The following is an 18,049-nucleotide window of genomic DNA, read 5'->3' on the forward strand; positions in this document are numbered from 1 at the left end:
CGTCGAGCGGTGAGTGACGCAGGTTTTGCGCTCTCGGAAGGTGTCTCACTCACCGCGCCGCGTGAGACGGCGCAGGGCCTTGCCCAGAGCGGTGCGTGACGCAGGTTTTGCGTCCTCGGAAGATGTCTCACTCACCGCTCCGCCGCCCGCTCCAGCGTCATCCGGCTCGGCCACCCGCGCCAGCAGCTCGGCGGCGATGAAGTCCTGGGCGACCGCGAGCACCTCGGAGTCGGGTACGGCGTCGGGATCCACGCCGTCGGCCGGTGCGGGGTCCGGCCGGAGGTCGTCGAGGTCGCCGACGACGTGCCAGGGCGCGGCCGCGAGCTCGTCGACCATCCGCCGGCCGCGCTCGACCAGCCACGCGTGCATGTCGGGGGCCAGCGCGATGCGCTGAGGGGCGGCGCCCCCGAGCCGCGGCTCCATGAAGGCCTTGACCCGCCGCGAGAGCGAGACGTCGAGGTGGGCGTTGCGGAAGTGCGCGTTGATCGCGCGGTGGAAGACGATCTCGGCAGGAGCGAGGGTCTCGTTGGCGACGGGTGCGTCGAGGGACAGACCGGTGTCGTCGATGCCGAGCAGCTCGCACGTGCGCCGCCACAGCAGGTCGCGGTCGGCGCCCGGCGGCGGGAGCACCACGACGTGCACGTGCTCGGCACGCAGGCCCGACGTCCAGCGCTCGAGGATCCGCGGCACGTCCTGGTGGTGCCAGAAGTTGAAGTCGGGGTCGTCCTTCGCGACGCGGGTGAAGAACGTGCGCAGCGTGGTCGGCGACCCGTGCTTGACCCGCTGCTGCCACGCGCTCGGGACCTGGCGCACGAGGTCGCGCGCGGTCACCACGACATGGACCTCGTCGGCGACCGCGCGCAGCCGGTCGAGCGCAGCTGTCGCGGAATCGCGGGACGTCTCGACGAGCTGCTCCTGGCTGATGAGCGCATCGCCGTCGAAGGACGCGATCTCGTCGACGAGGTGGTCCCACGCGCCGAGCTGGCGCTCGGTCATCGTCTCCAGCACGGCCGCGTTGTCACGCACGACGGCGGAGGCCTGGAACTGCACGTGCGCCGAGCCGCCCGGCAGCAGCAGCCCCTGCTCGGCCAGGGCCCCGCGGTTGTGCCACCACAGGCTCTGGAGGTAGGTCGTGCCGGACTTCGGCGTGCCGATGTGCACGAAGACGCGCCGGGCCATCAGCGCGCCTGCTCGATCATCCGCGCGACCACGGTGCTCGCGACGGCGAGCAGCTCGCCGTCGTCGGCCTGGTCGGGGGTGCGCCCCGAGCGCGCGCCGGCGGGCAGCAGGTCGGCGAGGTCGCCCACGACGTCGTACGACCCGGCGCGCAGCGTGGCGACCATCTGCTCGGACCGCTCGCGCACCCAGTCGGCGTGCCGGGCGGGCAGCACGAACGGTTCCTTGGGCGCGCTTCCCGCGAGCAGGTCACGGGCGAAGGCGCCCTTGGTGAGCCGGGTGAGCGCCACCGAGCGGCGCTCGCGCGGGATCACCGTGTTGATGCGACGCAGGAGCTCGGCCTCGACGATCGAGAGCGAGTCGTTGGGCAGGCGGGGCTCGGTGTCGAGACCGGTCACGTCGACCCCGAGCACGGCTGCCGTGCGCAGCCAGAGCTCGTCGCGCGGCGCGCCGGAGGGAGGTACGACGACGAGGTGCACGCGGTCGGCCGGGAGCCCGGCGGCCCAGCGCTCGAGGATGCCGGGCACGTCCTGGTAGCGCCAGAACTTCTGCTCGTCGTCACCGCGGCGCACGGTCGCGAGGAACCTGCGGTAGGGCTGGCGGGCCCCCTGCTTGACCCGTTGCTGCCACGCCGAGGGCAGGACCCGGCCGAGGTCGCGCACGGTCACGACCAGGTGCACCTCGTCGGCCGCGGAGGCGAGGTCGGCCAGCGCCGCTGCGGCCGCCTCGGCCGAGGAGTCCGAGAAGTGCTCGTGGCTGATCAGCACGTCGTCGGACCACTCGCGGGTCTCGGCGACGAGCCGGTGCCACACGTCGCGGTCGCTCTCGTCGAGGTCGTCGACGATGACGTCCATGCCCTTGACGAGGGCAGCGGCGTGGAAGTGGTCTCGCAGGGCGTCACCGGGCAGCAGCAGGCCGCGCTCGCGCAGCGCGCCTCGGTGTCGCCACCACAGGTCCTGGAGGTAGGTGGTGCCCGACTTGGCGGTTCCGCAGTGGAGGAACACGCGTCGGGCCATGGATCGATCCTATTGAACCGGCAGACTGCGCCCATGGCCTGGGACCGCGAGTTCTTCTACGACAGCTACCCGCGCGTGGAGGAGGCGTTCGCCGCGCGCCTGGACGAGAGCCTGGCACCGCGCGACCCCTCCGTCCTGCTGCAGGTGGTGCGCGAGCTCGACCTGCGTCCGGACAGCCGCGTCGTCGACGTCGGCTGCGGCGAGGGCGCGCACGCGTTCCGGCTCGCCACGCACTTCGGTTTCCGGGTGCTCGGCATCGACCCGGTGCAGCGCCACCTCGACCTGGCACGGGAGGCCCGGCGCGAGCTCACGACCGAGATCGCCTCGCGCGTCTCCTTCGAGCGTGGCTCCGCGACGCAGGTCCCGGCTCACGACGCGACCCTCGACCTGGTCTGGTGCCGCGACGTGATGAGCCACGTCGAGCAGCCGGGTGACGCCTACGACGAGTTCGCCCGGGTGCTGCGCCCGGGCGGCTACGTCGCGGCCTACCAGATGGTCGCCACCGACCTCATCGAGACCGACGAGGCGCGCTGGCTCTTCGACGTGATGGGCGTCGTCTCGACGTCCGCCGACCCGGCCGTGCTCGATGACGGGATCGCACGGTCCGGGCTGCGCGTCGTCGACACCATCGACCTGTCCAGCGAGTGGGGTGAGTGGTCGCAGGAGCAGGACGGGCGCGCGGCCCGCGCCCTGCTCCACCTGGCCCGGCTGCTGCGCGAGCCCGAGCGCTACCGCGCCGAGTTCGGCGACGCGGCGTACGACGTGATGCTCGGCGACTGCCGCTGGCACGTCTACCGGATGATGGGCAAGCTCGCCGGGCGCATCGACGTGCTGCAGAAGCCGTAACCCACTGGCCGTCGTTGGTCGGCTTTGGCAGGGTGGTGAGTGGCGCCAAGCACGTCTCACGCGAGCACAGGAGGACCCCATGGCTGACCAGGACCCCAACGCAGACCTCAAGGCGAAGATGCGGGAGGCCCTCGATCGCAAGAAGGGCCATCACCACCCCGACGACAGCGCCGACTCCCGGGAGAAGGCGCACGGCTCGGAGATCAACGACAAGAACGTCGCCAAGCCGATGCACCGCCGCAAGGCCGGTGGCGGCGGCACCTGAGTCGCACCCTCGCCCGGTGCCGGCGGACGATCCTCACGCAGCCGGGTCGTCCGCCGGTGCGAAGGCCCTCGCCAGCCAGAACAGGGCCACCACGAGCACCAGCGGCACGGCGAACCCGACCCGCAGCGAGCCGGCGCCGACGGCGCCGGTCATCACCGCCCCGAGCAGCGCACCGGCGTAGTTGAACTGGTTGAAGCGTGCCACCACCGCGTCGACCCGGGCCTGCCGGGTCGCGGGGTCGGCGTCGCGGCCGGCGAGCGCCGCCGCGGCCGAGAAGCTCAGCGGTGCGACCACTGCGACGCCGCAGCCGAGCAGGGTGAAGCCGAGCACCGCGACCGGCCAGCCCGGCGCAGCCACGATGACCGCCAGCGCCACGAGCGCGATGCCGGCGCCGACGCGCACGAGCCGCACCGCACCGACCTGCTCGGCGAGCCGGTCGCCTGCGAGCCGTACCAGTCCGGTCGCGACGAGGTAGGGGAGCGTGGCCAGCGCGACCAGCTCCTCGGGGGCGGCGAACACGCGGTCGAGGTAGACCGGTCCCCACGTCGCCGCCGCGGTGTCGACGGTGTAGAAGACGACGAGGGCCAGGCCGACCATCACGATGGCTCGCCACGGCACGTCCGTCTCGGTCGACGTCGCCGCCTCGCCGTGGTCGCGCGCCAGGAACGGCGCCGTCGTCGCCAGCAGCGGGACCACCGCGACGAGCGCGACGGCCGACCACGGCACGCCGCTCGTGGCCAGGGTGAGCACCGCGCCGAGGATGCCGCCGAGCGTCCACGCGCCGTGGCACGACGGCAGGACGACCCGGCCCATCCGGTGCTCGAGCGCGACCGCCTGCATGTTGCCGGTCGCATCGACCAGCCCCAGCCCGACGCCGTACGCCGCCAGGGCGAGCACGAAGACCGCCGTCACCGGCGCCAGGACCACCGCGGCGACCGACGCCGCGATGACCAGCAGCCCCGCCCGCAGGACCACTGCGCTGTCCAGGCGCGGGGCGAGCCGCTCGGCGACGAGGGAGCCGACGCCCGCGAGCAGGACCATCATCAGCAGCACGCCGGACAGGGCGAGCTCGTCGAGGTCCCAGCGCTCCTGGAGGCGCGGCAGCCGGGTGGTCAGGCTGATGAAGACCAAGCCCTGCGTGAAGAACGCCGCAGCGATCGCCAGCCGCGCGCGACGGAGGTCTGCACCCATGCTGAGCATCGTGGCAGGGTGCCCGCCCGCGCGTGGGAGACTCGCTGACATGTCGTCTGTCGCGGGTGCCGAGCTCTGGATCGTCCGCCACGGGGAGACCGAGTGGAGCCGCGACGGCCGCCACACCTCGACGACCGACCTGCCGCTCACCGCCGACGGCGAGGAGGCGGCGATCCTGCTCGGCCCGCGGCTCTACGACACCGACTTCGACCTCGTGCTCACCAGCCCGCGCCAGCGCGCCCGGCGCACGGCCGAGCTGGCGGGGTTCCCCCACGCGGAGGTCGACGACGACCTCGCGGAGTGGGCCTACGGCGACTACGAGGGCATCACCACCGACGAGATCCGCAGGAGCGTGCCGGGCTGGTCGGTCTGGACCCACCCGTCACCGGGGGGCGAGTCCGCCGACGATGTCTCGGCCCGACTGGACCGCGTCGTCGAAAGGGCTCGCGAGCACGACCGCACCCTCGTCTTCGCGCACGGCCACTCGCTGCGCGTGCTCACCGCGCGCTGGCTCGAGCAGCCGGCCGACGAGGGCCGCTTCTTCCGTCTCGACACCTCGACCGTCTCCGTGCTCGGGTTCGAGCGGGAGACCCCCGTGCTGCTGAAGTGGAACAGCTGACGTGCGGATCGACCTCCACACGCACTCCTCGGCCAGCGACGGCACCGACACCCCCGGTGACCTCGTGCGCGCGGCCGCGAGTGCCGGCCTCGACGTCGTCGGCCTGACCGACCACGACGCGACCTCCGGCTGGGACGAGGCGCAGCGCGCCGCTGACGAGGTCGGCATCACGCTGGTGCCCGGGCTGGAGATCAGCACGGCCTACCACCACCGCGGCGTGCACCTGCTCGGCTACCTGCCCGACCCGGCGTACCCGCCCCTCGCCGCCGCGCTCGACCGCATCCTCGCCGGTCGCACCGAGCGGACGCCCGCCATCGTCGCGGCGCTGCGCGGGCACGGCATCGACATCACCGAGGACGACGTACGCCGTGAGGCCGACGGGTCGGTCGCCGCGGGCCGTCCTCACGTCGCGGACGCGCTCGTGCGCCTCGGCGTGGTGGGGGACCGCACCGAGGCCTTCCAGGAGCTGCTCAACCCCGGGAAGCCGGGCTACCGCAACCGCTACGCCGCCGGGCTCGAGGACATGATCCAGCTCCTCGTCGCGGCCGGCGGCGTGCCGGTGATCGCGCACCCCTGGGGCCGCAGCGGCCGCTCCGTGATCGACGAGGCCACCCTCGCCGCCTTGCGCGACCTCGGCCTCGCCGGGATCGAGGTCGACCACCAGGACCACTCGCCCGCGGAGCGCGCCGAGCTGCGCGCCATCGCCGCCGACCTCGACCTCGTCGTCACCGGCAGCAGCGACCACCACGGCCTCGGGAAGGTCGACCACGACCTCGGGGTGAACACCACCCACCCCGAGCAGTACGAGCGGCTGGTCTCGCTGGCGCGATGACCCAGCCCCCGGACCGCGTGCTCCTCTACGGCGTCACCGGCAGCGGCAAGAGCACCGCTGCGCTCGCGATCGGCGCCCGCACCGGCCACCCCGTGACCCTCGTGGACGAGCTCACCTGGCTGCCCGGCTGGCACCCCGTCGACGAGGACCGGCAGCGCGAGCTCATCGGCGAGATCGTCGCCGGCGAGCGGTGGCTGCTGGACTCGGCGTACGGCGTCTGGCTCGACGTGGTGCTGCCGCACGTCGACCTCGTGGTCGGGCTCGACTACCCGCGCCGGCTCTCGCTCGCGCGGCTGGTGCGTCGCACCGTCCGCGGCGCGATCACCCAGGAACCGCGCTGCAACGGCAACGTCGAGACCTGGCGCAACATGGTCAGCCGCAGGTCGATCATCCGCTGGCACTTCCAGTCCTTCGCCCGCAAGCGCAGCCGCATGCGCGCCTGGGCCTCGGACCCTGCAGGTCCTCCCGTGCTGCTCTTCAGCCACCCACGCGAGCTGCAGGCGTGGATCGACACCTTGGGCTAGCTCGATGAGGTCCGCTGGTTGAGCAGCGAGCGCCAGCGAGCGTGCCGAAACCAAGGCTCCGCCGTCCGCGCTCCGGGGCCGCCGGTTGAGCAGCGAGCGCCAGCGAGCGTGTCGAAACCAAGACGACAAGCATCGCGCGTGCCGTGTTCATCTGTTCGAAAATACTTCTCCACACATCCATTCGCGCAGGTCACAGTGTCGGTGGTCATTGGGATCATGGACCCATGTCCACCACCGCCCCGGCACCGTCGCACACGGTCTCCCGTGTGGTGCTCGAGCGAGCTGTGCTGGACCGTGCTGTGCTGGACCGGGCGGCTGCGGCGATCACCGCCCGCCGGCAGGCTGAGGTCGAGGTGCTCGATGCTGCGCTCGAGTGGGCTCACGCGCACGTGGTCACCTCGGACGCCGACGCAGCCGGGTGGCTGCCCGAGACCATCCACTCCTTGTTCGGGGAGCAGGCGATCCCGATCGCCGGGCCCGGCACCCCACTGGTCGCGGAGTTCGCGGTCCACGAGCTCGCCGCGACCCTCGAGGTCTCCCACGAAGCCACCCTCGCGCTGCTCGGTGACGTCCTCGACCTCGCCCACCGCCTCCCACGCCTGTGGACCCTCGTCAAGACACTGCGGGTCCCCGCCAGGCTCGCCCGCGAAGCCGCCCGCGAGTCCCGCGACCTCGACGTCGCAGCGGCCGGACACGCCGACCGGCTCCTGACCTGGCAGCCCCACCGGTTGAACCCCCACCGGGTCGGGGTCCTGGTCCACGAAGCCCGCCTCTACGCCGACCCCCGACCGCGCGATCGCCGACCACGACGCAGCCCTCGCCACCCGCAGGGTCGACGTGGACCACGACCGCGGCGCCCCCGGCGTCAGCGAGGTGTACATGAGCCTCGACACCGCTGATGCCCTCGCGTTCGACCACACCGTGTCCACGATGGCCACCACCATGCGGGTCCTCGGCCACCCCGGCGACCTCGACGTACGCCGCGCCCACGCCGTCGGAGTCCTCGCCGACCCCCAAGCCACGCTCGACCTCCTCACCGCGGCCGACCTCGCCGACCCCGACCGGGCGGTCGACCCCGACATGGATCCGGCCATCTGTGTGGCCGAGGACGTCGCCCACGCGACCGCGAACCCGTTCCGCCACCCAGGCAGAGCGGGTGGGGTGGTCCGCGAGCTCCGCATCACCGACCGTGACCTGCTCGACGACAGGCACGGTGTCGCTGTCTCACCGAAGCTCGGGCCGATCCTCCTCGGCCGCCTGCGCACCTGGCTGCTGAACGCGGGCACGATCACGATCAACCCCGTCGTGGACCTCGACCCACGAGCCCACCCGCCCGTCGATGAGCACGACCCACCCGCCCGGATGGCCGCCATGGTCCGCCACCGCGACCCCACCTGCGTCTACCCCGCCTGCACCAGACCATCCGTCCACGCCGACCTCGACCACATCGACGCATACGTCCCCCTCGACCAGGGCGGACCACCCGGCCAGACCAGACCCGCGAACCTCGCACCCCTGTGCCGCCGCCACCACCGCGCCAAGACCTTCGGACACTTCACCTACCGACGCCTGCCCGACAGCACCTACGAGTGGACCCTCCCCACCGGACGGACCATCACCACACACCCACCCACCCCCAGACCCGAACCACCTTCACCGCCGGCACCGCGCGGCCACCACCGACGAACCTGACCGCCCCACAGCCCGACACCACCCCGGTGCTCGGGCCGCAGGCATGTCTTGGTCCGGCTCCAGCCCGCCGTGGAGCTGCCGGGGTGCGAGTCGAGGGCCGCCGCGTTCAGACGAGCCAGGTGGCGAGGATGCCGACCAGGGCCAGGAGCGCCAGGCCCATCAGCGCGCGCGAGGCAGGGGTGTGACGCGAGGCTTGCGACGCGGTCTCCCGGTGTCGCCGAGCGACGAAGAAGGCGGCCATCAGCAGCGCGACGGCCACCAGGACCAGGACGGAACGCAGAGTCTCGGCAGACATGGGCCGAACCGTAGCGTGATGGTCGACCAGGCCCGTCAGCAACCTCGCGGCTCGGTGCTGCGCCGCACCATCCGCCGCTCGAGCCCGACGTCGTCGGGCTTGGCCGCACCGTTGAAGCGGAACCCCTGCCGCTCGTAGAACCGGATGGCGCGCTCGTTGCCGTCGAGGACCCAGAGGTACGCCTCGGCCGCGCCGATCGCCGCCTGCAGCAGCGCGAAGCCGACGCCGGAGCCGTACGCCGTCGCGCGCACGTAGAGCGCCATCAGCTCGAGCGCCGGCAGCTCGAGCGGCGGCCGCCCGTCCCGTTGCGTGTCGTCGGGGGAGTCGCGACCGGGTCCGGTGCTGGAGAACCCGACCAGCCGGCCGTCGGGCGACCACGCCAGCAGGTTGGCGCTGGACCCGGCCGAGATGATGTCGTGCCAGCGCTCGACCCGGGCCGCGCGGGCGGCTCGCCGCGCGGCGAACACGGACGCGGGCAGGAGGTCTGCGTAGGCCTCCTCCCACGCGTCGAGCTGCAGGTCGGAGAGCGCCTCGGCGTCCTCGACCGTTGCGGGCAGGATGCGCACGGTCAGCGTCCGAGGTTCTGGGTCAGCCGGAGCACCCGGTTCGGGATGGCCCGGGTGAGCGTGACGATCGTCTTGTACTGCGCACCGGGGATCGAGTAGGCGCGGCCCTTGTCGAAGTCCTCGAGCGACGTGCGGACGAGGAAGTCGGCGTCGAGCCACAAGAAGCCGTCGCCGCGGGTGACCTGCATCCGCTCGTGGAACTCGGTCTTGGTGAACCCCGGGCACAGCGCCATCACGGTCACGCCGCGCGACTTGTACTCCAGGTGCGCCCACTCGCTGAAGCTGTTGACCCAGGCCTTGGCCGCGGAGTAGGTGCCTCGGGGCAGGAAAGCGGCCACGCTGGAGACGTCGATGATGCCGCCGTGGCCGCGCTCGGCCATCGCGCCGAGGGCGGCATGGCTGAGCCGCAGCACCGCGGTGACCAGCACCTCCAGCATCGCGGTCTCGTCGTCGGCGGTGTTGTCGAGGAAGCGCTTCTTCAGCCCGAAGCCGGCGTTGTTCACGAGCAGGTCGACGGGCCGGTCGCGGTCGGCGAGGCGTGCCTCGACCCGGGCCAGGTCGTCTCGGTCGGTCAGGTCGGCGACGAGCACCTCCACCTCGACCTGGTGGGCGCGCCGGAGTGCCGTGGCCACCTCCTCGAGGCGTGCGGCGTCGCGGGCGACCAGGACGAGGTCGTCGCCGCGGGCGGCGAGCTGGACGGCGTACTCGTGGCCGATGCCGGCGGTCGCGCCGGTGATCAGGGAGGTGCTCATGCCTGCAGCGTTCCAGCACGACCCACGCCCGCGCGACCCCGTCCGGCACAATGGCGGGCAATGAGCACCAAGAGCCGGGGCGCGTCCCCCGTCACGCTGGCCGTGGCCAACCAGAAGGGCGGGGTCGCCAAGACCACGTCCGTCGCCTCGATCGGTGCGGCGCTGGCCGAGCTGGGCCATCGCGTGCTGCTGGTCGACCTCGACCCGCAGGCGTGCCTGACCTTCTCCCTGGGCATCGACCCCGAGGACCTCGAGACCTCGGTCCACCACGTCCTCACCCAGGGCGTGGACCCGGCCGAGATCATCATCGAGACCGAGGACGGCGTCGACGTCCTGCCCGCCACGATCGAGCTGGCCCGCGCCGAGGCCGACCTGCTCACCCGCACCGGCCGCGAGCACGTCATCAAGGGCGCGCTCGAGCAGCTCGCCGAGGACCTCGTCGACACCGAGGAGGGGCCCTACGGCTGGGTGCTGCTCGACTGCCCGCCCTCGCTCGGCGTGCTGACGGTCGCCGCGCTGACCGCGGCCGACGGCGTGCTCATCCCGCTGCAGTGCGAGACGCTCTCGCACCGCGGGGTCGGTCAGCTCCTCGACACCGTCCACGACGTGCGACGCTTCACCAACCGTGGCCTGGAGGTGTGGGGCGTGCTGCCGACGCTCTACGACGGTCGCACCAACCACGCGCGCACGGTGCTGGAGACGATCAGCGAGACCTACGACCTCGAGGTCGTCGAGCCGCCGATCCCCAAGACGATCAAGTTCGCCGAGGCCCCCGCCGCCGGCCGGTCGATCCTCTCGACGAGCCGCAGCAGCAAGGGCGCCCAGGCCTATCGCGAGGTCGCCGAGAACCTCGTGGCCCGGGCCTCCCGCCCGCAGGCGAAGAAGCCCGCGCGCCGGAGGAAGTAGCCCGGGGAGGTCAGGACTTCGGGGTCTCGACCGCGGAGCCGCCACGCGTACGACGACGGCTGCGGTTGCGGCGACGCGGGGCGTCGGCGGACTTCTCCGAGGAGCCCGCGGTCGAGCCGGAGTCGGCGTTCGAGCCGCCGCGCTGACCGCCGGAGCGGCGCTCGCGCGAGCCGTCGCGCGGAGCACGCTCCTTCTTCTCCACCGGCGCCGGGTCGACGACGCGGCCCTTGGTGCCGGCCGGGATGCCCTGGTCGTGGAAGAGGTGCTCGGAGGTGGAGTACGTCTCCGGCGGGGCGTCGAACGGCAGGTCGAGGGCCTTGTTGATCATCTTCCAGCGGTGCAGGTCGGCCCAGTCGACGAAGGTGATCGCGGTGCCGGTGGCACCGGCGCGACCGGTGCGGCCGATGCGGTGGACGTAGGTCTTGTCGTCCTCGGGGCAGGTGTAGTTGATGACGTGGGAGACGCCGCGCACGTCGATGCCGCGGGCCGCGACGTCGGTGCACACCAGGACCTGGATCTTGTCCTCGCGGAAGCGGGCCAGCGCCTTCTCACGGGCGACCTGCGCCATGTCACCGTGCAGGGGGGAGGACTTGAAGCCGCGCTCCTGGAGGTCCTCGGCGATGCGCTGCGCCTGTCGCTTGGTGCGGGTGAAGACGATCATCTTGTCGGCGTCGTCGGCCTGCAGCACGCGGCCGATGATCTCGGGCTTGTCGAGGTCGTGGGCCTGGTAGATGAACTGCGCGGTCGCCGGGACGGTGGCGTTCTCGTAGGAGGACTCGGCGCGGATGTTCATCGGGTGGCGCATGTGGGTGCGGGCGAGCGCGACGATCGCGGACGGCATCGTGGCCGAGAACAGCATCGTCTGGCGGGTCTCCGGCGTCTTGGAGATCAGCGTGATGACGTCGGGCAGGAAGCCGAGGTCGAGCATCTCGTCGGCCTCGTCGAGGACGAGCGCGTGGACGTGGGAGAGGTCCAGTGCGCGACGGTTGGCCAGGTCGATGAGGCGACCCGGCGTGCCGACGACGATGTCGACACCGGCGTCGAGCGCCTCGAGCTGCGGCTCGTAGCCGACGCCGCCGTAGACGGTGAGGACGCGGAGGCCCTGGTCCTTGCTGGCGAGGGCGAGGTCGCCGGAGACCTGGAGCGCGAGCTCGCGGGTCGGGGCGACGATGAGCGCCTGCGGCTTGCCCTGCGGCATGTCGGCGTAGGCCGGGTCGGTCGGGGCCACCGAGCGCTGGAGGACCGGGATGCCGAAGGCCAGCGTCTTGCCGGTGCCGGTGCGCGCCTGGCCGATCAGGTCGGTGCCCATCAGGGCGACCGACAGGGTCATCTCCTGGATGGCGAAGGGGGTGGTGATGCCGGCGCGCTCGAGCGCGTCGCAGATGGCGGGCTGGACGCCCAGGTCACGGAAGGTGGTCACGAGGTGTGTCGCTTTCGAGGAGAGTCGGGAGGTCCCACGCGTATGCGGTCAGCCCATTCGAAAGCCCCTTCCATCGAGGTGGAAGGGCATGCCGACCGCGCACATACAGGCGGCCACCGGACACGTCGTCGGCGGCTCGGTCACCATCATGGTATCGCTAGGCTGCGCGCATGAGCGCATCGGCCGAAGACGCCTCGCCGGACGAGGACTACCGCCTGGCCGCGATCGACCTCCTCGGCGCGATCGCCTACGGCGAGCTGTCGGCCTTCGAGCGACTGGTCGAGGACGCCAAGATGGCGCCGGGCATCGGCGACAAGATCGCGATCGGCGCCATGGCCACCGCGGAGTTCGCCCACCTCCAGAAGCTGGTCGGCCGGCTCGAGCAGCTCGGCGCCGACCCGACCGAGGCGATGCAGGCGTTCCGCGCCAGCTTCGACGCCTTCCACGCCCACACCGCGCCCGCGGACTACTACGAGGGCCTCATCAAGGCGTACGTCGGCGACGGGCTCGCCGCGGACTTCTACCGCGAGATCGCGGCCTACCTCGACCCCGAGACCCGCGAGGTCATCATCGCCTCGCTCGAGGACACGGGCCAGACCGCCTTCATCGTGGAGCGGGTGCGCGCCGGGATCGCCGAGGACCATCGACTCGGCGGTCGTCTCGCGCTCTGGGGGAGGCGGCTGATGGGCGAGGCGCTCACCCAGGCCCAGCGGGTCGCGGGCGACCGTGACGCGCTCACCGCGCTGCTGGCCGGGGGAGTGGACCGCCCCGGGCTCGACCTGGCCGCGCTGGGCCGGATGTTCACCCGGCTCACCGAGCTGCACGCGGCGCGGATGGCCGAGCTCGGCCTGGACTCCTAGCCCGTCCGGTCTCGCCGCTCGCGTTGGTCCTGGCGGTCGTGGCGCCCGGTGACGGTCGCGGCGATCACGACTAGCACGGCCGCCGAGCCCACCTGCCAGGCGTGGCGCCACCAGTCCATCCCGCGGCTGGTGTCGTACATGTCGCCGTCGGGGTTGTTGTCGGCCACCCCGAAGACGGCGAAGTAGAGGTAGTTGCCCACCGCCGCGCCCACGATGCCGCACACGACGGTGAGCCACAGCGGGATGTTGTCGCGCGACCCGGGGGCCACGGCCTTGCCGAGGAAGCCGATGACGAGGCCGAGGACGACCGTCACGACGACGGTCCAGATCAGACCCATGGCGGCGGGGTGGGGCTCAGCGGAAGCCGACGGTGCTCGAGGTCGGTGAGCCGAGCTCGAGGTAGGCGATCTTGTCGGCCGGCACGACGACGGCGCGGCCCTTGGTGTCCGTCAGGTGGAGGACGCCGTTGCTGGCGAGCGCCTCGCCGAGACGTGCCTCGATGTCCTCGGGCGTGCTGTCGGTGTCGAGCACCAGCTCGCGCTGGGCGTGCTGCACGCCGATCTTGACCTCCACGGGAATGCTCCTCAGCTCAGGGGTGGGTGGTGCGGGGTGTCACTCAAGCATGGTGCCCGGTCAGTGGTCGTCGGTCATCGGGTAGCCCCGGATGCCGCGCCATGCCAGGTCCGCGATCAGGGCGGCTGCGTCGTCCTGGGAGATTCCACCGCCGCCCGCCAGCCAGAACCGTGCGGACACCTGTGCCATTCCCACCAGGGAGACCGCCAGGAGCTGCGAGGCCTCGTCGGGCAGGCCGGTGTCGCTGCGGATCACGTCGGCGATGAGGAAGGCGCACTCGGTGGTCACCCGGTCCACCCGCGCGCGGACGTCGGGCTCGCTGGTCAGGTCGGACTCGAAGACCAGCCGGAACGCACCCTCCTTCGACGCGACGTAGCTGTAGAAGACCTTCATCGTCGCCGCGACCCGGTCCTTGTTGTCCGTGGTGGAGGCGAGGGCTTCGCGACAGTTCTCGATGACGGTGTCGCAGGAGGCGTCGAGCAGCGCGAGGTAGAGGTCGAGCTTGCCGGGGAAGTGCTGATAGAGCACCGGCTTGGAGACGCCGGCGCGCTCGGCGATGTCGTCCATCGCAGCGGCGTGGTAGCCCTGGGCGACGAAGACCTCCAGGGCCGACTCGAGCAGCTGCACGCGACGCTCGCGTCTCGGCATCCGTCCACCGCGGGGTCGCGGTGACAGACCCTCGGACGTCGGATCGGTGCTGCCTGCGGTCACGTCGTGCTCCTGGTGCTGCGGGGGGCACGACGGGCGTACCCCTGGGTAGTGAGACTCGAGCCTATCCGCCCCGGAGCCGGTCCGGATGCCGGGACTCGTCGGGTGGCCCTTGGGTGCGGCGCGACCATGGAGGGGAACAAGAGCGGGTGCCCGGCGAGTTGTGCCGGACGTCCGCCACCAGCTGGGCCGTGATCCGAAGGAGTCCCTGTGTCGTTCCCTGCTCTCGTCGAGCCGGCAGCCGAGCTCACCATCGATGAGGTGCGCCGCTACAGCCGGCACCTGATCATCCCCGACGTCGGCATGACCGGTCAGAAGCGACTGAAGAATGCCAAGGTGCTCGTGATCGGCGCCGGCGGCCTCGGCTCGCCCGCTCTGCTCTACCTCGCCGCGGCCGGCGTCGGCACGCTGGGCATCGCCGAGTTCGACTCCGTCGACGAGTCCAACCTGCAACGCCAGGTCATCCACGGCGTGAGCGACATCGACAAGCCCAAGGGCCAGTCCGCGAAGGAGTCGATCGCCGAGATCAACCCGTACGTCGAGGTCGTGCTCCATCCCGAGCGCCTCGACAACGACAACGTCCTCGACGTCTTCAAGGGCTACGACCTGATCGTCGACGGCACCGACAACTTCGCGACCCGCTACATGGTCAACGACGCCGCCTACTTCCTCGGCATCCCCTACGTGTGGGGCTCGATCTACCGCTTCGACGGCCAGGCCTCGGTGTTCGCGCCGATGCTCGGCGACGACCTCCCGTGCTATCGCTGCCTCTACCCCGAGCCGCCGCCGCCGGGCATGGTCCCGAGCTGCGCCGAGGGTGGCGTGCTGGGCGTGCTCTGCGCGTCGATCGGCTCGATCCAGGTCAACGAGGCGATCAAGCTGCTGACCGGCATCGGCGACCCGATCGCGGGCAAGCTGATGATCTACGACGCCCTCGAGATGGAGTACCGCAAGCTCAAGGTCCGCAAGGACCCGAACTGCGCGCTGTGCGGCGAGAACGCCACCGTCACCGAGCTCATCGACTACGACGCCTTCTGCGGCGCGGTCTCCGACGAGGCCGCCGAGGCCGCCGCCGGCTCCACGATCTCGGTGGTCCAGCTCGAGCACATGCTCAAGGAGCGCGAGAACGGTGAGCGCGACTTCGTCCTCGTCGACGTGCGCGAGCCCAACGAGGCCGAGATCAACCACATCCCGGGCGCGATCTTGATCCCCAAGGGCGAGTTCCTCAACGGCAACGCGCTGTCGCAGCTGCCGAGCGACAAGCAGATCGTCATGCACTGCAAGTCCGGCGTGCGGTCCGCCGAGACGCTGGCGATCGTCAAGGGCGCCGGCTACTCCGACGCGGTGCACGTCGGTGGCGGCGTGGTCGCCTGGGTCAGCCAGATCGACCCCAGCCAGCCGACGTACTGACCCCTCGCCACTCGCGTCACGCTCCGCGCGCCACCTCGTCGAGGTGTGATCGGAGCGTGACGCGGAGGTCGTCGAGCTCGACCTGCTCCGCGTAGGCGTAGCACTGCATCGCGAGCCCGTCGAGCAGCGCGTGCACCGTGGCGGCAGCACGCTCGTCGACGGGCTCCGCCAGCGGCTCCTCGAGCAGCCGGCCCAGGTGGGGGTCGAGCTCGCGCCCCCGCACCCACGCCACGGCGATGCGACTCATCTGCCGGATCCCCGCCCAGGCCATCGCGCGGGCCTCGGCGAGTGCCGGGTCGTGCCTCGCCGCGTCCATCGTCGCCAGCCAGACCTCCGCCTCGACGCGCCGTTCATCGTCGAGCGGCAGCAGCTCCTCGAGCATCCGCTGGGCGTGGCCCAGCGGATCGCGTCCCGACGGATCGTCGTACCACGAGCGCAGGTGGGACTCGAGCCGCTGCGGCACGTCGGCGTAGGCCTGCGCGATGACCAGCCGCAGCAGCGCTGCCTGGTCGGGGAAGTAGTGACGCACCGCGCCGGGTGACCAGCCGGCCTCGTCTGCGACCTTCCGCACGGTCGCCGACGCGACCCCTTCGCGCAGGACGAGGCGGCGCACGGCAGCGGCGATCTCCGCGCGACGGCTCTCGTGGTCGACGATCTTCGGCACGTCGCCTTTCTAGCACAACTGTGTTTTCATGTTCCGACACAGTTGTGTTGGAAAGGGGGATGAGCATGTCAGCGATCGCGCTGCTGGGCCTGGCCGGCCTGGCGCTCGTCGACAGCACGAGCATCGGGACGCTCGTGCTGCCGATCGTCCTGCTGCTGGCTCCGCGGGTCCACGTCGGGCGGTTCCTGGTCTACCTGGCGACCGTGGCCGGCTTCTACGCGCTGGTCGGGCTCGGGCTGGTCACCGGCGCCGGGTGGCTGCTCGACTCCGGCGCCGGGCTGGGGGAGGTGCGCGCGCTCCGGTGGGCCGAGCTGGTGATCGGGGGCACGCTGCTGGTCCTCGGGATCTTCGGCGATCCCCGAGGCTGGTTCGGTCGTGCGCGCGCGGCCGCTCCCTCGCGCGCAGGTCGCTGGCATGAGCGGCTGGTCGGACCGCACGCGTCCTACCGGGTCGTCGTGGGGGTGGGGCTGCTGGCCGCGCTGGTGGAGGTGGGGTCGATGCTCCCCTTCCTGGCCGGGGTCGGGATCATCTCGAGCGCCGACCTCCCGTTCGCGGGCGAGGTCGTCGTCGTGGCCGCCTACGTCGTGGTCATGGTGCTGCCGGCCCTGGTGCTCCTGGGGGCCAGACTGCTCGCAGGTCGTCGGCTCGACACGCCCTTGGCGAGGCTGTCCGGGTGGATCGACCGTCACCTGGGCAACGCGGGCTACTGGGCGGCGGCGATCGTCGGTCTGCTCCTGCTGCAGGACGCCCGGGTGGCGCTCGGACTGGGATGACTACCCGCGCGTAACCCGTGTGGGCCATGTCTCGTTGGGGCTGCATGCGAACCCCTACGAAGCTCCTCGCCTCCGCTGCGGGCCTCGCCCTCACCGGGGCCCTCGCCACGACCGCCGGCACCGCCGCCGCGGCCCCCACGGTCGCCTGGGCGCCCGCGGGCTCCGCGGCGATCACGCCCGGCGTGCAGACCAACACCGCCGGATCCGGCCAGTGCACGGCCAACTTCGTGCTCACCGACGCCGCCGGCTCGGTGTACGTCGGACAGGCCGCCCACTGCTCCGGGCTCGGTGAGGCGACCGACACCGACGGCTGCACCGCCGGCGCGCTGCCGCTCGGCACCCGGGTGACGTTCAACCGCAACGGGAGCATCGTCTCGCCCGGCACCCAGGTCGGCGCCGGCACCCTCGCGTACAGCTCGTGGAACACGATGCAGGCGCGCGGGGAGAGCGACGCCAGCACGTGCGCCTACAACGACTTCGCGCTCGTGAAGGTCGACGCGGCCGATGTCGACAAGGTCAACCCGACGATCCCGTTCTGGGGTGGCCCGGTGGGCATCAACACCGCAGGCACCGCCACCGGCGACCGGGTCTTCAGCTTCGGCAACTCCGGCCTGCGCGGCGGGATCGAGCAGCTCTCGCCCAAGACCGGCGTCAGCCTGGGCCAGGACGCGGCCGACCACGGCTGGACGCACCCGCTCTACACGATCACGCCGGGCATCCCCGGCGACTCCGGCAGCGCGTTCCTCGACGCCGGCGGCAACGCCGTCGGCACGCTGTCCACGCTCGGTCTCGCCCCGCTGCCGGCGTCGAACAACATCGGCGACTTCTCGCGCGAGCTCGCCTACGCCCAGCAGCACTCGGGCATCGCCGGTCTCCAGCTGGCCCTGGGCACGGAGCCGTTCAGGCCCGTCCTCTAACGATCCTGCACCATTGCCGCGCCCCTCTCGCATGGCGCGACCCA

23 protein-coding genes are annotated in these 18,049 nt (G+C 71.9%); 12 read left to right on the forward strand and 11 right to left on the reverse strand.

What is annotated here, in order from left to right:
• Positions 1-45 precede the first annotated feature (45 nt).
• Positions 46-1,179: a hypothetical protein gene (locus tag IEZ25_RS06930; protein ID WP_191198651.1), complete on the reverse strand. Its 1,134-nt coding sequence runs from the start codon at positions 1,177-1,179 to the stop codon at positions 46-48.
• Positions 1,179-2,192 (reverse strand): Rossmann-fold NAD(P)-binding domain-containing protein, encoded by a 1,014-nt coding sequence (locus tag IEZ25_RS06935; protein WP_191198652.1) that lies wholly within the window; start codon positions 2,190-2,192, stop codon positions 1,179-1,181. The genes IEZ25_RS06930 and IEZ25_RS06935 overlap by 1 nt, the downstream gene beginning before the upstream one ends.
• A gap of 33 nt (positions 2,193-2,225) precedes the next feature.
• On the opposite strand from IEZ25_RS06935, the gene IEZ25_RS06940 reads away from it, so the two are divergent.
• The gene (locus IEZ25_RS06940) at positions 2,226-3,038 is read left to right on the forward strand and encodes a class I SAM-dependent methyltransferase (protein WP_191198653.1); all 813 of its coding nucleotides are present in this window, start codon (positions 2,226-2,228) and stop codon (positions 3,036-3,038) included.
• 79 nt (positions 3,039-3,117) lie between these two features.
• Positions 3,118-3,303, forward strand: coding sequence for a DUF5302 domain-containing protein (locus IEZ25_RS06945; RefSeq protein ID WP_191198654.1), 186 nt, complete (start codon positions 3,118-3,120; stop codon positions 3,301-3,303).
• 33 nt (positions 3,304-3,336) lie between these two features.
• Here the strand turns inward: IEZ25_RS06945 and IEZ25_RS06950 are convergent, their stop codons facing one another.
• Positions 3,337-4,494, reverse strand: a complete 1,158-nt coding sequence (locus tag IEZ25_RS06950) for an MFS transporter (RefSeq protein WP_344056953.1) — start codon at positions 4,492-4,494, stop codon at positions 3,337-3,339.
• A 49-nt stretch (positions 4,495-4,543) separates the two neighbouring features.
• On the opposite strand from IEZ25_RS06950, the gene IEZ25_RS06955 reads away from it, so the two are divergent.
• The 5 genes from IEZ25_RS06955 (at position 4,544) to IEZ25_RS06975 (ending at position 8,161) form a co-directional block, all read left to right on the forward strand.
• A complete protein-coding gene (locus tag IEZ25_RS06955; RefSeq protein WP_191198656.1) occupies positions 4,544-5,113 on the forward strand; it encodes a histidine phosphatase family protein in 570 nt (189 codons plus the stop codon).
• Position 5,114: 1 nt separating this feature from the next.
• Entirely contained in the window at positions 5,115-5,945 is an 831-nt protein-coding gene (locus IEZ25_RS06960; protein WP_191198657.1) for a PHP domain-containing protein, read from the forward strand.
• Entirely contained in the window at positions 5,942-6,469 is a 528-nt protein-coding gene (locus IEZ25_RS06965; RefSeq protein WP_191198658.1) for a P-loop NTPase family protein, read from the forward strand. The genes IEZ25_RS06960 and IEZ25_RS06965 overlap by 4 nt, the downstream gene beginning before the upstream one ends.
• Positions 6,470-6,693: 224 nt before the next feature.
• Positions 6,694-7,368, forward strand: coding sequence for a hypothetical protein (locus IEZ25_RS06970; RefSeq protein WP_191198659.1), 675 nt, complete (start codon positions 6,694-6,696; stop codon positions 7,366-7,368).
• A complete protein-coding gene (locus IEZ25_RS06975; RefSeq protein ID WP_191198660.1) occupies positions 7,349-8,161 on the forward strand; it encodes an HNH endonuclease signature motif containing protein in 813 nt (270 codons plus the stop codon). The genes IEZ25_RS06970 and IEZ25_RS06975 overlap by 20 nt, the downstream gene beginning before the upstream one ends.
• A gap of 106 nt (positions 8,162-8,267) precedes the next feature.
• Here the strand turns inward: IEZ25_RS06975 and IEZ25_RS06980 are convergent, their stop codons facing one another.
• From IEZ25_RS06980 to IEZ25_RS06990, 3 genes are read right to left on the reverse strand one after another with little or no spacing between them, the layout of a single operon-like run.
• Positions 8,268-8,456 (reverse strand): hypothetical protein, encoded by a 189-nt coding sequence (locus IEZ25_RS06980; protein ID WP_191198661.1) that lies wholly within the window; start codon positions 8,454-8,456, stop codon positions 8,268-8,270.
• Between the two features lie 35 nt (positions 8,457-8,491).
• A complete protein-coding gene (locus IEZ25_RS06985) occupies positions 8,492-9,022 on the reverse strand; it encodes a GNAT family N-acetyltransferase (RefSeq protein ID WP_191198662.1) in 531 nt (176 codons plus the stop codon).
• A 2-nt stretch (positions 9,023-9,024) separates the two neighbouring features.
• Positions 9,025-9,774, reverse strand: coding sequence for an SDR family NAD(P)-dependent oxidoreductase (locus IEZ25_RS06990; RefSeq protein WP_191198663.1), 750 nt, complete (start codon positions 9,772-9,774; stop codon positions 9,025-9,027).
• 60 nt (positions 9,775-9,834) lie between these two features.
• On the opposite strand from IEZ25_RS06990, the gene IEZ25_RS06995 reads away from it, so the two are divergent.
• Complete coding sequence (locus IEZ25_RS06995) at positions 9,835-10,680, forward strand: ParA family protein (RefSeq protein ID WP_191198664.1); 846 nt, start codon at positions 9,835-9,837, stop codon at positions 10,678-10,680.
• Between the two features lie 10 nt (positions 10,681-10,690).
• Here IEZ25_RS06995 and IEZ25_RS07000 read toward each other — a convergent pair whose 3' ends face one another.
• On the reverse strand, positions 10,691-12,100 hold the full coding sequence (locus IEZ25_RS07000; RefSeq protein ID WP_191198665.1) for a DEAD/DEAH box helicase: 1,410 nt from the start codon (positions 12,098-12,100) through the stop codon (positions 10,691-10,693).
• 170 nt (positions 12,101-12,270) lie between these two features.
• Here IEZ25_RS07000 and IEZ25_RS07005 point away from each other — a divergent pair, with 170 nt between their 5' ends.
• Positions 12,271-12,960 (forward strand): ferritin-like fold-containing protein, encoded by a 690-nt coding sequence (locus tag IEZ25_RS07005; protein WP_191198666.1) that lies wholly within the window; start codon positions 12,271-12,273, stop codon positions 12,958-12,960.
• Here IEZ25_RS07005 and IEZ25_RS07010 read toward each other — a convergent pair.
• The 3 genes from IEZ25_RS07010 to IEZ25_RS07020 are packed head-to-tail and all read right to left on the reverse strand — an operon-like array spanning position 12,957 to position 14,181.
• Complete coding sequence (locus IEZ25_RS07010; protein ID WP_191198667.1) at positions 12,957-13,298, reverse strand: GlsB/YeaQ/YmgE family stress response membrane protein; 342 nt, start codon at positions 13,296-13,298, stop codon at positions 12,957-12,959. The genes IEZ25_RS07005 and IEZ25_RS07010 overlap by 4 nt on opposite strands.
• Before the next feature lie 16 nt (positions 13,299-13,314).
• Positions 13,315-13,533 (reverse strand): DUF3107 domain-containing protein, encoded by a 219-nt coding sequence (locus IEZ25_RS07015; protein ID WP_191198668.1) that lies wholly within the window; start codon positions 13,531-13,533, stop codon positions 13,315-13,317.
• A 60-nt stretch (positions 13,534-13,593) separates the two neighbouring features.
• Complete coding sequence (locus IEZ25_RS07020; RefSeq protein ID WP_191198669.1) at positions 13,594-14,181, reverse strand: TetR/AcrR family transcriptional regulator; 588 nt, start codon at positions 14,179-14,181, stop codon at positions 13,594-13,596.
• Between the two features lie 270 nt (positions 14,182-14,451).
• On the opposite strand from IEZ25_RS07020, the gene moeZ reads away from it, so the two are divergent.
• Entirely contained in the window at positions 14,452-15,651 is a 1,200-nt protein-coding gene (moeZ, locus tag IEZ25_RS07025; RefSeq protein ID WP_191198670.1) for an adenylyltransferase/sulfurtransferase MoeZ, read from the forward strand.
• A gap of 16 nt (positions 15,652-15,667) precedes the next feature.
• Here the strand turns inward: moeZ and IEZ25_RS22165 are convergent, their stop codons facing one another.
• Complete coding sequence (locus tag IEZ25_RS22165) at positions 15,668-16,315, reverse strand: TetR/AcrR family transcriptional regulator (RefSeq protein ID WP_191198671.1); 648 nt, start codon at positions 16,313-16,315, stop codon at positions 15,668-15,670.
• 59 nt (positions 16,316-16,374) lie between these two features.
• Here IEZ25_RS22165 and IEZ25_RS07035 point away from each other — a divergent pair, with 59 nt between their 5' ends.
• Both IEZ25_RS07035 and IEZ25_RS07040 read left to right on the forward strand, forming a co-directional pair.
• Entirely contained in the window at positions 16,375-17,088 is a 714-nt protein-coding gene (locus tag IEZ25_RS07035; RefSeq protein WP_191198672.1) for a GAP family protein, read from the forward strand.
• A 44-nt stretch (positions 17,089-17,132) separates the two neighbouring features.
• Positions 17,133-18,005, forward strand: coding sequence for a chymotrypsin family serine protease (locus IEZ25_RS07040; protein WP_191198673.1), 873 nt, complete (start codon positions 17,133-17,135; stop codon positions 18,003-18,005).
• The last annotated feature ends 44 nt before the right edge of the window (positions 18,006-18,049 follow it).

This window comes from Nocardioides hwasunensis, from assembly GCF_014779665.1.
Classification (GTDB): domain Bacteria; phylum Actinomycetota; class Actinomycetes; order Propionibacteriales; family Nocardioidaceae; genus Nocardioides; species Nocardioides hwasunensis.